Raw genomic sequence first — 16154 nt, 5'->3', positions numbered from 1 at the left:
TTCTCAGTAGGTGGCGCGGCCGCCGGAGAGATCGAACGTTGCGCCGGTGGTGAAGGAATTTTCGTCCGATAGCATGAAGGCGATCATCGCAGCCGCCTCTTCGACTTCGACGAACCGGCCTCGCGGCACCTTGCCCAGCATGTAGGCGACCTGGGCCTCAGTGAGCTGTTCGAGGATGCGGGTGCGGGCGGGCGATGGGGTCAGCGCGTTGACGGCGATGTCGTGGCCAGCCAACTCCTTACCGAGCGATTTTGTCAGCGCGAGCACGCCGGCCTTGGCGGCGGAATAGGCGGCGGCATTCGGATTGCCTTCCTTGCCTGCGACCGAGGCGATGTTGACGATGCGGCCGTAGCTGCGCGCGATCATGCCGGGCACCAGGCGCTTGCAGCAGTAGAAGACGCCGTTGAGGTCGATGTCGATTATCTGGCGCCAGGCGGCAGGATCATAATCCGCCACCGTCGCTGCCGGTCCGGCGATGCCGGCATTGTTTACCAGCAGATCGACCGGACCAAGCGAGCGCTCGGTTTCGGTCGCGGCGCTGTCGACGGCCTCCATCAGCGATTGATCGCACAGCAAACCCTCGACCCGGCCGAGCGGGGCGAGTTCGGAAACGGCCTTCGCCATGGCGGTCTCGTCCACATCCCAGATGGCGACGCTGGCACCCGATGACAGCAGTCGCCGGGCGACGGCAAGGCCGATGCCTTGCGCGCCGCCGGTCACCACGGCGACCCGGCCTGAGAGATCGACGGCATTCACACGACGTTTCATGGGCACTTTTCCTCTTCCCTGGATATTTGAATCTCAGTCCCTGACGGCTCTCGCCACCAGCCGCGCTATGCTCGGCCCGGCGATGAGCACGACCAGGAAGCGGGTCGACTGCAAGGCCATGACGAAGGATATGTCGACGTTCTGCGCGGCGGCGGCAATGATGGCGACGCTGTCCATGCCGCCGGGGCTGGTCGCGAGATAGGCGGTCAGCGGATCGATACCAAGGACGTGGCTGATCAGCCAGGCTAGCCCGCCGCAAAAGGCGATCAGCACGACGATAGAGCCGACGATCTGCGGCAGCGCCCGTGTCGCATGACGCAGGATCGCCCGGGTAAAATTCAGCCCTATCGACCAGCCGACCATCGCATAGGAGAGCGCCAGCAGCCATGGCGGCAATTGCATCGCCACGCCGAAGCCGAGATGGACGATGGTGCCGATGATGAAGGTGCCGAGGAAGAAGGGTGACGGCAGCCGGCACAACCGGCCGAGCAGGCCGCCGACCAGCGCCACGCCGAGCGTGGCGGCAAAGGCTGCCGGTTCGATCGGCGGGAACCAGACGATGGCTGGTACCTCGATGCCGGAAGTGTCGACCCACATCTTGGCGACGAGTGCTGCCGTCATCGAGACGAAGATGACGCGCAGATACTGCATGAAGGCGACGAGGCGCTGATCGGCGCCGAAGGCACCGGCCATCAGCACCATGGCAGTGGCAGCACCCGGCGACGAGCCCCAGACCGCGGTGGTGCCGGGCAGGATGCGCCAGCGGCTGATCAACCAGCCAAGCAGGCTGGACGCCGCAAGGGTCGCCAGCACCACGACAAGGACCAGCGGCCATTCCTTGTAGAACACCGAAAAAATGTCGGTGGAGATCGACGCCGCGACCAGACAGCCGACCAAGGCCTGGGCGGCGGCGAACAGCGGCCGCGGCACGCGCACCGTGGCGCCATTGGTGCCGGCAAGGATCGCCGCCAGCATCGGGCCGATCAGCAGCGCCGCCGGCAGTGCGGCGTATTCCAGCGCGCCGGCGAACAGCAGCGAGACGATCAGCAGCACCAGCCACTGCCGAACCGGACGCATGCGCGCCATGCGTTCGACGGCCGGTTGGTCTGGCGAAGAGTCCATGTTTGGGTCTTAGACCTGGAAGAGAAAAATGCGAACGCTGTCTCGGACGAAATTCACGACCCCGACCCCGCGTTGGGATGTCACTCGTTCTTGATGGCGGGCAGGCCGAAACCGCCGGCCGGATGGGTCTCGACCTGGAATTCGAAGCCGGCGATGATCGGCCGGGCCTTGGCGATCGCTGCCTGGACCTCCGGCAGCTGCAGCGAAGCCTTGTGGCTTGCGGCGTCGGTCCACACTTCGGTCACCCAGATCGCGTCGGCATCGGCCGGGTCGCGGGCGATGACATAACTCAGGCAACCCGGCATGGCGCCGGTCGAGGCGAGCAGCACATCCATGATCGCGTCGCGCTGGCCGCGCGCCGCCCGCATCTTTCCGATCAATCCGTACATTGCCTCTCCCCTTTCTTCCAACCTCAGCAAACGTGCGCACGACATGCATGGTTGCGAGACGCAGTATGCAATTGCCGGCTCACGGCATCAACTGGCCACCGTTCACCTCGATGACCTGACCGGTGATGTAGCCGCTCAAAAGATCGGAGGACAGAAACAGATAAGCGCCGACGCAGTCTTCGGCCGTGCCGGCACGCCCTTGAGGAATGGTGGCGACCATGCCCTTCATCTGCTCGTCGGTGGAATAGCGCTCATGGAAGGGTGTCGCGATGGTGCCCGGCGCCACCGCGTTGACGCGGATGCCGAAGCCGATCAGTTCCTTGGCCATGCCGCGCGTCACATTGGAGACAAAGGCCTTGGCCGAACCGTACAGCCCGGCGCCGCCGCCGGCGCCGTTGCGCGCCGCGATCGACGAGGTGTTGACGATGAAGCCGCCCTGCTTCTTCAGCCATGGCATCGCCTTGCGCGAGGCCGTCAGCACCGAGCGGGCGTTGAGGTCCATCACCGCGTCGTAGTGCGCCTCGGTCTGCTCCGCATAGGGCACGCGGCCGAGCATGCCGCCGGCATTGTTGATCAGCCCGTCGAGCCGCCCGAATGTTTCGGCGCTCTCCTCGACTACCCGCTCGACATCGGCTGCCTGTGAGAAGTCGCCCTGTGTCAGGAACACCTCACCGCCGCTGTCGCGGATGTTTTTGGCCAGCGTTTCTGCGGCCTCCCGGCTCGAATTGTAGTGCAGGGCGACCCGGCATTTCTGGGCGGCGTAGGCCAGTGCAAGGGCGGCACCGATGCCGGTCGAAGCGCCGGTGACCAGCACCGCTTTGCCGGCAAGATCGGGGATGACGAGGGTGGTCGCGGTCATGAGCACTTTCCTTCGGGCTGTTTGGCCACCCTTCGTAGGCTCTCATGGCCTTCACGTTCAAGCCCGTGGCGGCTCAGGGCCGGAGATAGGCGTAGCCCTGGCGCTGCAGTTCGGCGAGCTTGACGACGCCGCCCTTGTCGGCGGCGTGGAAGCCCTCGAGCAGGTCGGCAAGCGTGATCTCCATGCCTTGCATGGTGTTGCCGCAGGCATGCGGCTCAAGGCCCTGTTGGACAAGGCCGGCAAAGCGTCCCGAGATCGCCGCCGATATGCCTTTCGACTTGAAGCCGGCGAGGGCCGGACCATGCACGACCAACACGATGTCGACATTGCCGCCGGTGCCTTCATAGTGGTTCTTGATGTTGCCGAGCACGAAGTTGACCTTATCGAGGTCGCTGAGGTGATAGGCGACCTTCGGTCTGTCTTCAACGGCGGCGGCCCGGCTCAGCCCGAACAGGCCGGCGGCACCGGCAAGGCTGGCCCGGAACATGTCGCGTCGACGCATGGCATCCTCTCGGCTTGGCGCTCCCCGCAAATTGCGTGGCTGCGGCCATGATACTAGCATAAATTCACGTTACGTCCTGTCGATGCGAGGAGGGGGTCACATGGCGTTCAGGAAGTGGAAGGTTGTTGCCAGCGCTGGATTTGGCTGCGTGCTGCTCGGCGCGCTTGCAAGTTCGGCCCTTGCCGGCGATGCGCTTAAATTACCCGAACTCAGCCCGAATGGCGCCGATGCGTGTTTCGGCCGCGTCTATGATGCGGCGCACCTCAAGGCGCATCCAAAGCAGAAGGTGGCGCGGATCTTCTTCCTCTATGGCCATGATCCGGTGAGCCATCCGAACGAAGAGCCGATGGCAAACGCCGACACCTCCTACAACGGTTTTCTCACCACCACGGTGCGCGGCGCCAAGGCGCCGCAATGGGCCGGCGGCTGGTGCAATCACGAGTCCGAGGACGGCAAGTCAGGTCCGATCCGCTGCGGCATGGACTGCGACCGCACCATGGCGTCGCTGAAGCTCGATGACAAAGGCCGCCTGATCCTCACCGACGTCTCGTCCGATCTCTATCTCGACGCCGGATCGGAAGACGAACTGGGCGAAGCCGAATATGACCGGCAGGCGCTGGGCTCGGAGGACGATAATTTCCGCCTCGACCCGATGCCGGCCGCAACCTGCCAGGCTGAGTTCGCCAAGATCGACCCGATCGATCCGGCTCTCGGCGCGCCACTGCGCGAGCAGCTGAAGTCGGACCAGCCATTCTGCTATGGGCGCGACTACGATGCTGCGCATCTCTCCTCGCATCCCGACCAGGTGACTCAGTCGATCCGTGTCTTTCGCGGGCCGGTGGAACTGGCCTCCTTTGCCTCAGGCGGCGATGTCGCCAACTGGCCCGACGGCGCCGACATCGGCGTTTCCGTGACAACCAGGGAGAACGGGGCCAAGGTCACGCAGACCTATTCCTGCCAGGGCGAGGCGGACCAGTGGCGTTGTGCGGCGAGTTCCAAGATGAGCAACTTTGCCTGCGACATCAGCCAGAAGGAAATCTACCTCAAGCGCGGCGCCAATGGCACCATGATGCTCGCCAACCCCAACAGCAGCCTGGCCATCGTTGATCTGTGCTCGAAGGAAGCTGGCGGCAAGACGGAGTCGGATGATAAGATCTACAGGCTGGAGCCAATGCCGCAATCGGCTTGTGCGCCTTAGTCACTCTTAGCAGCCATTTGACAATGAATATGATGCGTCGCAGCTTTCTTGGTTTTCTGACTTCCTTGGCCTTCATCGGTTCCGCCAACGCTGAAGGCGAGGCTGAGGCTCGCAAGGCTGCCTCAATAGCACAGTTGAAGAAGGAGGGCGTGCCGTTCATCGACCATTTGCCGGCGATCGAAACCGCAGCCGAAAGTCGGCGACGAACGAAGGACGAGGTGGTTAAACGCGCCATCGCACTGGTAATCGTGGCCGTCACAGCGGAGACCAATGATCGAAATCTTGTAAGCAACTTGATCAGCCAGTTTGGAGCCGAAGGGTTTTTTACGCCCAAAGAGCAAGCGTTTGTCGGTAACGCCGTTGCAACCGAGCAAGATCGCGCAAATTTTAGCTGGCGCTATGAAGGGGCTTTCGTAATGTTGTGGGCGTTGCAAGTCTTCAAAAACCTTGGGCGTCCAGACAAGCCTTGCGATGTGTCACAATTGGTTTCGATGTTGCGTGACCTCGACACGGAAGGGCTGCTCAAGCGGGCCAATTTGCGCCCGCAAAGCGAGCTTCTCGATGCTGCCGATCTGATCTATCGGTACAATTGGGCTGTGATGGATGCGCGGGTGAATGGGAAAGCCGCGCCGGCAGGATTGGAACGAGACGTGGTTGTCGAACGTCATTACGCGCTCAATTGGCTGATTGGGTATATGGGGCAGGAATGGGATGACATCTCGACCGACACATGATGAGCCGATCGCAAGCGGGTGCTACCTTGGATCGGACTTCGCTTGCCGAGTTTGGATTTGACGACTTAGACGGTTCGCCTGACTACGCTTTTGCCGAGGCCGAGCTGGCGCGCGCTTGAGCAGCAGGCGCTGCCCGATTTGGAGGCAATCAACGCCTGGATGTAGCCATTGGCGGGCTACCCCACATGGCGGTAATGGCGCAATCGATCCGGCGAGGTCGGCAGATCCTCGCCCGAGGATGATGCCCTGAGTTTTTCCTCAAGCAAACGGCACAGCAGTGGTGCCTTTCGGCAGCTTCGCCTCGTCGTCCGGTTCGACATGGATGGTGACGCGCACCGAGGGGATTTCGGCCTTCAGCGCGTCCTCGATGCGGTCGCAAATGACGTGGCTGGCGCCGACCGTCATGTCGGCGTCGACGACCAGGTGGAACTCGATGAAGGTGGCGCGGCCGGCGATGCGGGTCTTGAGGTCATGAACCTCCAGCGCGCCCTTGCAATTGGCCGAGATGATGTCGCGAATGTGCATGTGTTCGGTCGTGTCCACTGCGCGGTCCATCAGCCCGTTCATCGACGAGCCGATGACGTGCCAGCCCTGCCACAGGATGTTGAGCGCGACGATGACGGCAAGCGCCGGATCAAGGATCTGCCAACCGGTCAGGATAGCGCCGACGAGGCCGCCGAAGACGCCGACCGAGGTCACGACGTCGGTCATGATGTGCCGGCCGTCGGCGACCAGCGCCGGTGATTTTGCGCTGCGCCCGGCGCGGATCAGCGTCCAGGCCCAGAAGGCGTTGATGACGGTGGCGACGCCGTTGATCGCCAAGCCCTCCCAGGGTTGTTCGAGCGGGGTCGGCGTCTGCCAGGAGCGCCAGACCTCGTTGAGGATCAAAAGCGCGGCGAGCACGATCAGCACGCCTTCCAGCACCGCCGAAAAATACTCGGCCTTGTGGTGGCCGAACGGATGGTCCTGGTCGGCCGGCTTGTAGCTGACCAGGACCGCCCAATAGGCGGCGGCCGAGGCTATGACGTTGACGATCGACTCCAGCGCATCCGAATAGAGCGCAACGGAGCCGGTGACGTACCATGCGGCAAGCTTGAGCGCGAGCACCACGCAGGCGATGACAATCGACCAGAAGGCAAGGCTGGCGATCCTTTGCCTGGCCGCTGCCTTCGCTGCGATCGCCGCCGTGTTGTCCGTTGCCGCCATCGTTTCTAAGCGGCCTTTTCCTTGGCCTTGCGCGGCAGATGCGCAACGATGTTTTCGATGATGCGCATGCCGGCATTGTGGCCGAGCGTCATGATCGATTCCGGATGGAACTGGACGGCGGCGATCGGCTCCTTGCGGTGTTCGAAGGCCATGATGATGCCATCCTCGGTCTCGGCGGTGACGATGAAATCGTCGGGCAGCCGCACCGGATCGGCGAAGATCGAGTGGTAGCGGCCGACGGTCACTTCCTTGGGCAGGCCGGAGAAGATGATTCCAGGCTTGGAGACGCGGATGCGCGACGGCTTGCCGTGCATCGGCACGTGCAACTGCCTGAGTTCGCCGCCATAGGCCTCCGCCAGCGCCTGCAGGCCAAGGCAGACACCGAAGATCGGCAGGTCGCGGGCGCGGGCGTTCTTGATGGTCGCGGCGCAGTCGAAATCCTTCGGCGTGCCCGGTCCGGGCGACAGCACGACGAGATCGGGCTTCAGCCGTTCGAAGACTTCTTCCGGCACCGGCGAACGCACGGTCGAGACATTGGCACCGGTCTGGCGGAAATAGTTGGCCAGTGTGTGGACAAAGGAGTCTTCGTGGTCGACGAGCAGGATGTTGACGCCGTCGCCGACGCGCGCGGTGGTGCGTTCGGCGCCTGCGGCATTGCCCAATTTGGCGTCGCGAATGGCGGAGAGCATGGCGGATGCCTTCAGTTCGGTTTCGGCTTCTTCTTCCTCGGGGATGCTGTCGAAGAGCAATGTGGCGCCGGCTCGCACCTCGGCAATGCCGTCCTTGATGCGGATGGTGCGGAGCGTCAGGCCGGTGTTCATGTCGCCGTTGAAATTGACCATGCCGATGGCGCCGCCATACCAGGCACGCGGGCTCTTTTCGTTCTGCTCGATGAAGCGCATGGCCCACAGTTTCGGCGCGCCGGTGACGGTGACCGCCCAGGCATGCGACAGGAAGGCGTCGAAGGCATCCATGCCTTCGCGCAGGCGCCCTTCGATGTGATCGACGGTGTGGATCAGGCGCGAATACATTTCGATCTGGCGGCGGCCGATGACGCGCACCGAGCCCGGATCGCAGACCCTGGACTTGTCGTTGCGGTCGACGTCCGAGCACATTGTCAGCTCGGATTCATCCTTCTTGGAGTTGAGCAGCTTCAGGATCTGCTCGCTATCGGAAATGGCGTCGTCGCCGCGCTTGATGGTGCCGGATATCGGGCAGGTCTCGACGCGGCGGCCATTGACGCGCACGAACATTTCGGGCGAGGCGCCGATCAGATACTCGTTTTCGCCGAGATTGATGAAGAAGGAATAGGGCGACGGGTTGATCGACTTCAGCTTGCGCGAGATTTCGGAAGGCTGCGTCTCGCAGCGTTCGTAGAACATCTGCCCGGGCACGACCTCGAACAGGTCGCCGCGCTTGAAACTGTCCATCGCCTTGCGCACCAGATTGGCATATTCGCCCGGCTCATGGTCGCCGCGCGGCGGGATGCGGTCGGCGGTCTTGAACGGTTCGGCAATTTCGTCGCGCGGCAGCCCCTCGGTTGAAAAACCGTCGCCGGAATAGTCGTAGCGGTCGGTCCAGGCCTTGGTCGAATAATGGTCGACGACCAGGATCTCGTCAGGCAGGAACAGCACGAGATCGCGCTGGCTCTGTTTGCGCTCAAGCTTGTAGTCGACTGGATCGAACTGGAAGGCGAGGTCGTAACCGAAGGCGCCGTAAAGGCCGAGATTGGCGTCTTCATCGGTCTTGAACAGAGCGGTGATGGCGCGCAGCACAGTAAACACAGAGGGGACGCGGCTGCGCTCTTCCTCTGTGAAGACGCGGCCGGGCTTGGCGACATCGAGGCGGATCAGCTTTTTCGAGGTTTCAGCAATCGTCACCTCGGCAACGCCGGCCAGCGTCTTGCCGATCACCGGCAGCAGCACTTCGCCACGGCCATTCAGCGCCTCGATGCGCATGGCGCGGCCACGCGCGGAAATCACCAGCGGCGGATCGATGATGGCCGTATCCCAGCGTGTGTAGCGGCCCGGATATTCGTAATTCGAGGAAAACACCGCACCACGGCGCGAGTTCAAGCCATCGACATAGGCATCGATCGCACCGGCGTAAGGCTTGTCGTGGCGTTCGCGGGTGATGGTGACACCACCTGCGGTCACGAAGCTTTCCGCGCCGTTTTCCAGAGCCTTCATCGTCATTGCCGTCTCCATATGGCTTGTTGGGGCAACGGACCCGGGAATGGCTTTGAAAAAACAAATGGCCGCCCGGACATTCCGTTGCGGCCACCCTCTATTTTCACGCGCACGCGTTCGAACAGGCCGCTGTCAGCGAGCCCACCACCAAATGGTCTTGATCGAGCGCATGTTCATGGGCGAAATCCATAGCGGCGAAAAGCCGGATGCGCAACAGGTTTGAAAGGCCTGTTTGTGGCCGCCGCTTCTGCAGCCCATGGCACATCGCCAAGGCTTGGGGTCCTGCCTAGACTGTTCGTCCAACATCGGAAAGACGGGAAGACAGCAATGACCGAGCAGATCGAGCGCGCACGCACGTTCCATGCCCTTCATGTCAAGGGCAACCCGATCGTTCTCTACAATGCCTGGGATCCGGGCTCGGCCAAGATCGTCGAGAGGGCGGGCGCCAAGGCGATCGCCACCGGAAGCTGGCCGGTCGCGGCTGCTTTTGGTTATGCCGATGGCGAGAAAATTCCGCTGGAGCTAGCGCTGGACAACATCAGGCGCATCGTGGCGGCAGTCGACCTGCCGGTGACCATGGACCTCGAAGGCGGCTACGGCGTCGAGCCGGAGACTGTCGCCCGGACGGTGACACGTGCCCTGCAGGCCGGCGCCATCGGTTTCAATTTCGAGGACCAGATCGTCGGCGGCGCTGGTCTGCACGACATCGCGGTACAGGTGAAGCGGATCGAGGCGGCAGCGGCGGCGGTGAAGGCTTCCGGCATTCCCGCCTACATCAACGCCCGTACCGACATTTTCCTCAAGGCCAAGCCGAATGCGCATGACAGCGTGCTGCTCGACCAGGCCATCGAGCGGGCGCACGCTTATGAAAAGGCAGGAGCTAGCGGCTTCTTTGCGCCGGGGCTCGGCAACGAGGGTCTGATCGAGGCGCTGTGCAAGGCGACGGCATTGCCGGTCAACATCATCGCGCTGGCGCATGTGCCGCCGCGCCAGCGCCTGGCCGAGCTTGGTGTCGCCCGTGTCAGCCACGGCCCGGTGCCGTACCGGCAGATGGCCGAATGGCTGGAGGCCAAGGCGCGGCTGGCGATTTCGGGTTAGCTCAGTCCTCCAGCGTGCCTGACCTCGCGTCGGCGCTCTTCTTGTCGCCGACCAGCTTCAAGAGATCCTCGCCGGCGCGGATGATGCGGCGCGACCGGCGTGTCAGGATGACGCCGTCCTGCGGTGCCAGCACTTCGGTGCGGCCGCCGGCCTCGCCCGGTGTGTGGACGATGGTGGCGAGGCGCGCGCCCTTGGCGACGCGGTCACCGGGCTTGACGTCGTAGAGGATGGCGCCGGCCCTGGGCGCCGGCATCATGTCGATGTTTTCGAGCGGCGCGACGAGGCCCTTGAACGGGCTGGGCGGGGGAAGGGCCGTGTCGGCGATGACGCCGCGCGCCACCAGCAGCCGGTAGAGGCCTGCGGCATCGGAATTTGCCAGCGTGCCGTCGACATCCAGCATGCCACGGTATTCTACCGTGGTGGCAACGCGGCGGTCGAGCTTCGCCACGTTGGCGGGGACGTTCTGGTAGGGCATGATCGTGGCGCCCTCGAAGGTGCCGTCGGTGTCCTCGCTCCACAACACCACGGCGTCGATACCCATGGCGGCGGCGCAATCGGCCATCGCCGGCCACAGGCTGGCGTGGACGTAGAGATAGGCAAGGCCCTCGTCGTCGCAATGCAGGTCGAGCACGATGTCGTGGCCGAGCGACAGCTGCACCAGACGGGTCTTCAATCGCTGGTCGGGGGTGCCAAGCGTGGTGTCGGGCAAAAGCTTGGCGTCCGGTGCTGCGAGCAACGGAAAGCCGCGGTTGAAATTGTTGCGGGTGCCGAGATGGAAGCGGCCCTGGTGCTCGCCGAAATGATATTGCGCGCGGCCGATCGGATTGGCCCAGGGCACGACCGTGATGTTGCCCTTGATGCGGCCTTCGGCTTCGGCCTTGTTCAGCGCCGGCATCAGCGCGTCGATGGCGACGACACCAGGCAATTCACCGGCGTGGAGTGCTGCCTGCAGATAGGCCGAAGGTGCTGCCTTGTCGGCGCCGGCGAAGCGGAACACCGGGAATTCGTAGGAAACGCCTTCGGTATCGCCGGCGATGCGTTCGATCGATTTCTGCATGGGATGCCTCCAGGATAAGAGGCAGAACACATGCACTTTTGCCGAGGGGCTGTCGATTGGTCCAGTTCGCGCCGCCATGGGCGCAATGGAATTATTCGGCGGCGGCCGGAACCGTCGTTATCGGCGCCGATCCTTCGAGCGCCTGCGAGACAACGGCTACGCTGACCGCCAGCAGGGCCAGCACCGCGCCGACCAGCGGCAAATGAGCATAGGAAACGCCGGCCGACAGAGCCACGCCGCCGATCCAGGCGCCGCTGGCATTGCCGATATTGAATGCGCCCTGGTTGAGCGTGGCGGCGAGGTTCGGCCCTTCCGAAGCCGCTTCGACGACGCGGATCTGCAGCGGCGGCACGACGACGAAGATCAGCAGTCCCCACAAGAAGACGACGCCGATGGCGACGCTGGCGATAGCGCCGAACTGCATGAAGCCGACAAACAGAACTGCCATCAAAAGCAGCGTGCCGATGACCGTCGGCATCAATTTCCAGTCGGCCAGCCGGCCGCCGATGATGTTGCCTATGGTCATGCCGGCGCCGAACAGCAGCAGGACCCAGGTGACCGCGGAGGTCGACAGGCCGGAGACATCGGTAAGGTAGGGCTTGATGTAGGTGAAGACGGCAAACAGGCTGGCCGAGGCCAGCGAGGCGATCAGCATGGCGAGCCAGACCTGCAGCTTGCCCAGCACGCGCAGTTCGCTGCGCAGGCCGCCGCCGCTCGGTTCGACGACATTGGATGGCACCAGCCAGGCGATGGCGGCAACAGAGATCAGGCCGATGCCGACGACGGCAAAGAAGGTGGAGCGCCAGCCGAAGGCTTCGCCAAGCGCGGTGCCGGCAGGAACGCCGAGAATGTTGGAGAGCGTCAATCCCGCGAACATCATCGCCATGGCGCTGGCGCGCTTGTTGCGCGGCACCAGGCTGGCGGCAACGACGGAACCAATGCCGAAAAAGGCGCCATGACCGAACGCGGTGAAGACGCGCGCGGCCATCAGAAGCCAGTAATTGGGCGCAATGGCGCAGAGCAGATTGCCGACGACGAACATCGCCGTCAGCGCGACCAGCACCGGCTTGCGCGGCAGATGCGCGGTGGCCATGGCGACGATGGGCGCGCCGAAGACGACGCCCAGCGCATAGCCGGTGACCAGCAGGCCGGCCGAGGGGATCGACACTCCGAGATCGGCCGCAACCTCCGGCAACAGGCCCATGATGACGAATTCGGTGGTGCCGATGCAAAAGGACGCAATGGCAAGCGCAAGGATCGGCAAAGGCATGGAAAATCCAGACTGAATCGGTTCAATTTCAGACTGAACGAGAAGCCTTGCCGCGCGCAATGCACATTGCTGCAACGCACCAATGCAGAAAGCGCTGAGCTTGACGCGGAGTCATGTCAGGCGAGCGGCTTCAGCTCCTGGGCGATGGTTGGCAACAGCTCCGAGACGTTGGGGTGGATATGCACGGCGCGCGCCAGCGTATCGACCGGCGCCTTGGCGTACATCAGGTCGAGCACGCAGTGCACCGCCTCGTCGCCGCCGGGGCCGAGCACGGAGCAGCCGAGGATTTGCCTGGTGTCGGCATCGACCAGGATCTTCATGAAACCTTGCGTCTCGCCCTTTTCGATGGCGCGGCCGACGCGGGTCATTGGCCGCTGGCCGACCAGCGCATTGCGGCCGGATTTCTTCACCGCAGCCTCGGTCATGCCGCAGCGGCCGAGCGGCGGATCGATGTAGAGCGCATAGGCCTCGATGCGGTCGCTGACCTTGCGCGGATCGTCGTCGAGCAGATTGGCGGCGACGATCTCGTAATCGTTGTAGGAGGTGTGGGTGAAGGCGCCCTTGCCGTTGCAGTCGCCCATCGCCCAGACGCCGGGCACGCTGGTGCGCAACTGGTCGTCGACGGTGACGAAGCCGCGCAGGTCGACCGCGACACCGGCCTTGTCGAGACCGAGATCGTCGGTGTTGGGGGTGCGGCCGAGCGCCAGGAGCACGTGCGAGCCGACAGCCGGCGGCTTGCCGTTCGAGAAGGTCACGGCGATGTCCTCGCCCTGTTGGGCAAAGCCGATGTTGTCGGCGCCGACATGGACCGCTACGCCTTCATTCTCGAGGACCGACAGGATGGCCGCTGAGACGTCCTCGTCCTCGCGGCCGGTCAGGCGCGGGCTCTTCTCGATGACGGTGACTTCCGAACCGAAGCGGCGGAACATCTGCGCGAATTCGAGCGAGATATAGCTGCCGCCGACGATGACGAGGTGGCGCGGCAGAATTTCGAGGTCCATCATTGAGGAGTTGGTGAGGTAGTCGACGTCGTTGACGCCGGGCAGGTCGGGCACCGAGGCGCGGCCGCCGGTGTTGAGGAAGATCTTTTCGGCAGTCAGAAGCTCGTCGCCGACGCGCACCGTGTTGGCGGATTCGAAGCGGGCATGGCCGCGATAGAGCGTGCAGCCCTTCATGCCGGCGATCCAGGTCTCCAGATTGCTGCGGGAGTCATTGGTGACCTTGTCCTTGCGCGCCTTGATCCTCTTGTAGTCCACGCCGACAGGGCCTGAGAACGTCACGCCATAGTCCGCGGCACGCCGCGCCAGATGCGCGGCATAGGCGCTGGCGACCATGGTCTTCGTCGGCATGCAGCCGGTGTTGACGCAGGTGCCGCCGACCAGCTTGCGCTCGATCAGCGCCACGCTCATGCCGGCTGACGTCAGCCGGCCGGCGAGAGGAGGGCCGGCCTGTCCGGCGCCGATGATGATGGCGTCGTATGTCTTGGCGTCTGAGGCTTGGGCAGTCATACCACCGCCGCCACGATCAGCAGGCCGCCGATGATCGCCACCGCGTCCTCGATGAGGGCGGCAGGCAAATCCTTGCCGAAGGCGGCGGCCAACCGGCCGCGCGCTTCGGCGCCGCCATAGGTGCCGATGACGGCACCGATGGCGCCGGCAATCAGGCCGCCAATGGTGGAACCGGCAGTGGCGCCGATCACCGCGCCGCTGAAGGCGCCAAGCAGGATGCGGGCGCCGAATTGCTGCGGCACCTTGCGGCTCGGCGTCGAGGGCAGCTGGTCGGTGACCAGTTCGACGATGGCGAGGATGGTGAAGATACCGACGGCGGCCCAATGGCCCATGAAACTTGCCCAGGTGCCGGCCACCGGCAGCCATCCGAGATACGCGCCCCAGGCGATCGCGCCCGGCGCGGTCATGGCGCGAAGACCGGCAATGACGCCGATCAGAAGTGCAAGCAAATAGAGCATTTAGATCCCCTCGAAAGCAGGCCCGGGACTGGCCCACGAGGCAAGCTAGCATAGGTCCTACGTTTGACGAGAGTAGGCGATGGTGCTTCTTCCATCAGTGAGCATTGTACTTTGGTAACCAGTCGAACACGACGAAGGGACGGAGTCGCTGTGATGGCCGGAAGCGAACGCACAAGGATGATTGCAGGCGAATGGTACACCTGCATCGACGACGAACTGGAGGCGCTCCGCGTGATCGCGCGAGATGCGGTGTTCGAGCACAATGCGCTGCCGCCCCAGCAACGCGGCAATATCGGCCCGACGCTATTGGCGCTGCTCGGCAGCGCGGGCGCAGGCTCCCGGATCGAGGCGCCGTTCCACTGCGCCTACGGTTTCAACATCCATCTCGGCGACGGCGCCTTCCTCAATGCCGGCTGCACCATCCTCGACCCCGCGCCGGTGCGTATCGGCAGGCGGACGCTTCTCGGCCCCAATGTGCAGATCTACTGCGCCGAGCACCACAAGGAGGCCGCGGGCCGTGAGGCGGGACTGGAGATTGCCCGGCCGGTCACCATCGGCAATGACGCCTGGATCGGCGGCAGCGCCATCATCCTCGGCGGCATCAGCATCGGCGATGGCGCCATAGTCGGCGCCGGCGCGGTGGTGACGCGCGACGTCCCTGACAACACCACGGTGGTCGGCAATCCGGCGCGGGCCGTCAAGCGGGGCTGAACTCGTCGTGGGCGGTCAGTATGAAGGCGTGCGTGCCATGCGCTCGTCCGGACCGGCTCGCCGCGAGAATTCACGCCGGTATTGGGCCGGTGACGTCTTGAGCCGTGCGGCGAAATGCTGGCGCAGCGAGGTGGCGCTGCCGAAGCCGGCTTCGAAGGCCACCATGTCCATCGATTTTTCCGTCGCCTCCAGCAGCCGTTGCGCCAGTTCGATGCGTTGGCCGGCCAACCATTCGCCAAAGCTGGTGCCGTTCGATTTCTGGAAACGGCGGGTGAAAGTGCGCCGGGTCAGGCCCGCGGCCTCCGCGACGCGGTCGAGGTTGTGCGTTTGTCCGAGCGTTGCCCGCACCGTGTCGAGCGCCAGGGTGAAGCGGTCGGTGGCCGGGGTTTTCGCCAGCGGGCGCTCGATGAACTGCGCTTGCCCACCCTGCCGGTGCGGCGACAGCACGATGTGCCTTGCCAGCCGCAGCGCTACCTCTGCGCCATAGCGCGCGCGCACAATGTGCAGGCAGCAGTCGAGCCCGGCGGCGACGCCGGCCGAGGTGACGATGTCGCCGTCGTCGACATAGAGCACGTCGGCGTCGACTTCGATGTCCGGGTACAATGCCTGCAACCGGTCGGTGGAGGCCCAATGTGTCGTCGCCCGCCGGCCCGCAAGCAGCCCGGCGGCGGCAATGGCGAAGGTGCCGAGACAGAGGCCCACGATCACCGCACCGCGCCGGTGCGCGTGGGTGAGCGCTGCCAGGAGCGGCGGCGGAAGTGGGGCCTCGAGATCCTTCCAGCTCGGAATGATGACAATGTCGGCATCGTCGAATGCGGAAAGGCCATACGGCACCGCGATGGTCAGCCCGGCATCGGTGTGGATCGCTCCATCGTCGAGCGCGCAGACGCGAAAGTCGAAACGCGGCAGGCCAAGCTTGGTGCGGTCGGTGCCGAACACCACGCACGGCACGGAGAGGTGGAACGGGCTGATGCCGTCAAAGGCGAGAACGGCAATGATCGGGTCGGCCATGCGTGTTTCCAGCAAGCGAAAAGCGGATTGTCCCAATTCTTTCGAATGATGTCAATCGGGCCACTTTTGGCAGT

At 64.1% G+C, this 16154-nt stretch carries 16 protein-coding genes; 4 read left to right on the top strand and 12 right to left on the bottom strand.

Features of this window, described 5'->3' with window-relative positions; all coding sequences use genetic code 11:
- Positions 1 to 3 precede the first annotated feature (3 nt).
- The 5 genes from AC3EML_RS28210 to AC3EML_RS28190 all read right to left on the bottom strand — a co-directional run bounded on the left by AC3EML_RS28210 (position 4) and on the right by AC3EML_RS28190 (position 3640).
- A complete protein-coding gene (locus AC3EML_RS28210) occupies positions 4 to 756 on the bottom strand; it encodes an SDR family NAD(P)-dependent oxidoreductase (protein WP_023669968.1) in 753 nt (250 codons plus the stop codon).
- A 45-nt stretch (positions 757 to 801) separates the two neighbouring features.
- Positions 802 to 1890, bottom strand: coding sequence for an AbrB family transcriptional regulator (locus AC3EML_RS28205; protein ID WP_023711109.1), 1089 nt, complete (start codon positions 1888 to 1890; stop codon positions 802 to 804).
- A gap of 80 nt (positions 1891 to 1970) precedes the next feature.
- A complete protein-coding gene (locus AC3EML_RS28200) occupies positions 1971 to 2279 on the bottom strand; it encodes a putative quinol monooxygenase (protein ID WP_023691624.1) in 309 nt (102 codons plus the stop codon).
- Positions 2280 to 2358: 79 nt separating this feature from the next.
- The gene (locus AC3EML_RS28195; RefSeq protein ID WP_023686180.1) at positions 2359 to 3138 is read right to left on the bottom strand and encodes an SDR family NAD(P)-dependent oxidoreductase; all 780 of its coding nucleotides are present in this window, start codon (positions 3136 to 3138) and stop codon (positions 2359 to 2361) included.
- Between the two features lie 73 nt (positions 3139 to 3211).
- Positions 3212 to 3640 (bottom strand): DsrE family protein, encoded by a 429-nt coding sequence (locus AC3EML_RS28190; RefSeq protein WP_023711111.1) that lies wholly within the window; start codon positions 3638 to 3640, stop codon positions 3212 to 3214.
- Between the two features lie 100 nt (positions 3641 to 3740).
- On the opposite strand from AC3EML_RS28190, the gene AC3EML_RS28185 reads away from it, so the two are divergent.
- Positions 3741 to 4838: a hypothetical protein gene (locus AC3EML_RS28185; protein WP_352521376.1), complete on the top strand. Its 1098-nt coding sequence runs from the start codon at positions 3741 to 3743 to the stop codon at positions 4836 to 4838.
- 23 nt (positions 4839 to 4861) lie between these two features.
- The gene (locus AC3EML_RS28180; protein ID WP_352521375.1) at positions 4862 to 5572 is read left to right on the top strand and encodes a DUF4272 domain-containing protein; all 711 of its coding nucleotides are present in this window, start codon (positions 4862 to 4864) and stop codon (positions 5570 to 5572) included.
- 258 nt (positions 5573 to 5830) lie between these two features.
- Here AC3EML_RS28180 and AC3EML_RS28175 read toward each other — a convergent pair whose 3' ends face one another.
- The gene (locus AC3EML_RS28175) at positions 5831 to 6778 is read right to left on the bottom strand and encodes a cation diffusion facilitator family transporter (RefSeq protein ID WP_352521374.1); all 948 of its coding nucleotides are present in this window, start codon (positions 6776 to 6778) and stop codon (positions 5831 to 5833) included.
- A 5-nt stretch (positions 6779 to 6783) separates the two neighbouring features.
- On the bottom strand, positions 6784 to 8973 hold the full coding sequence (locus AC3EML_RS28170; protein ID WP_023669977.1) for an anthranilate synthase: 2190 nt from the start codon (positions 8971 to 8973) through the stop codon (positions 6784 to 6786).
- A 321-nt stretch (positions 8974 to 9294) separates the two neighbouring features.
- On the opposite strand from AC3EML_RS28170, the gene AC3EML_RS28165 reads away from it, so the two are divergent.
- Positions 9295 to 10065 (top strand): isocitrate lyase/PEP mutase family protein, encoded by a 771-nt coding sequence (locus AC3EML_RS28165; RefSeq protein ID WP_352521373.1) that lies wholly within the window; start codon positions 9295 to 9297, stop codon positions 10063 to 10065.
- Between the two features lies 1 nt (position 10066).
- Here the strand turns inward: AC3EML_RS28165 and AC3EML_RS28160 are convergent, their stop codons facing one another.
- The 4 genes from AC3EML_RS28160 to AC3EML_RS28145 all read right to left on the bottom strand — a co-directional run bounded on the left by AC3EML_RS28160 (position 10067) and on the right by AC3EML_RS28145 (position 14358).
- Positions 10067 to 11122, bottom strand: a complete 1056-nt coding sequence (locus AC3EML_RS28160; protein WP_352521372.1) for a succinylglutamate desuccinylase/aspartoacylase family protein — start codon at positions 11120 to 11122, stop codon at positions 10067 to 10069.
- 91 nt (positions 11123 to 11213) lie between these two features.
- A complete protein-coding gene (locus AC3EML_RS28155; RefSeq protein ID WP_023737782.1) occupies positions 11214 to 12392 on the bottom strand; it encodes an MFS transporter in 1179 nt (392 codons plus the stop codon).
- Between the two features lie 116 nt (positions 12393 to 12508).
- Positions 12509 to 13900, bottom strand: coding sequence for an FAD-containing oxidoreductase (locus AC3EML_RS28150; protein WP_352521371.1), 1392 nt, complete (start codon positions 13898 to 13900; stop codon positions 12509 to 12511).
- Positions 13897 to 14358, bottom strand: coding sequence for a membrane protein (locus AC3EML_RS28145; RefSeq protein ID WP_023669981.1), 462 nt, complete (start codon positions 14356 to 14358; stop codon positions 13897 to 13899). Before AC3EML_RS28145 ends, AC3EML_RS28150 begins: the two co-directional genes overlap by 4 nt.
- A gap of 153 nt (positions 14359 to 14511) precedes the next feature.
- On the opposite strand from AC3EML_RS28145, the gene AC3EML_RS28140 reads away from it, so the two are divergent.
- Entirely contained in the window at positions 14512 to 15069 is a 558-nt protein-coding gene (locus tag AC3EML_RS28140) for a sugar O-acetyltransferase (protein ID WP_352521370.1), read from the top strand.
- 15 nt (positions 15070 to 15084) lie between these two features.
- Here the strand turns inward: AC3EML_RS28140 and AC3EML_RS28135 are convergent, their stop codons facing one another.
- Positions 15085 to 16080 (bottom strand): helix-turn-helix domain-containing protein, encoded by a 996-nt coding sequence (locus AC3EML_RS28135; RefSeq protein ID WP_352521369.1) that lies wholly within the window; start codon positions 16078 to 16080, stop codon positions 15085 to 15087.
- Positions 16081 to 16154: the final 74 nt, after the last annotated feature.

The sequence above is a fragment of the Mesorhizobium sp. P170090 genome, assembly GCF_057786115.1.
This window is presented reverse-complemented; position numbering and strand designations above follow the sequence as displayed.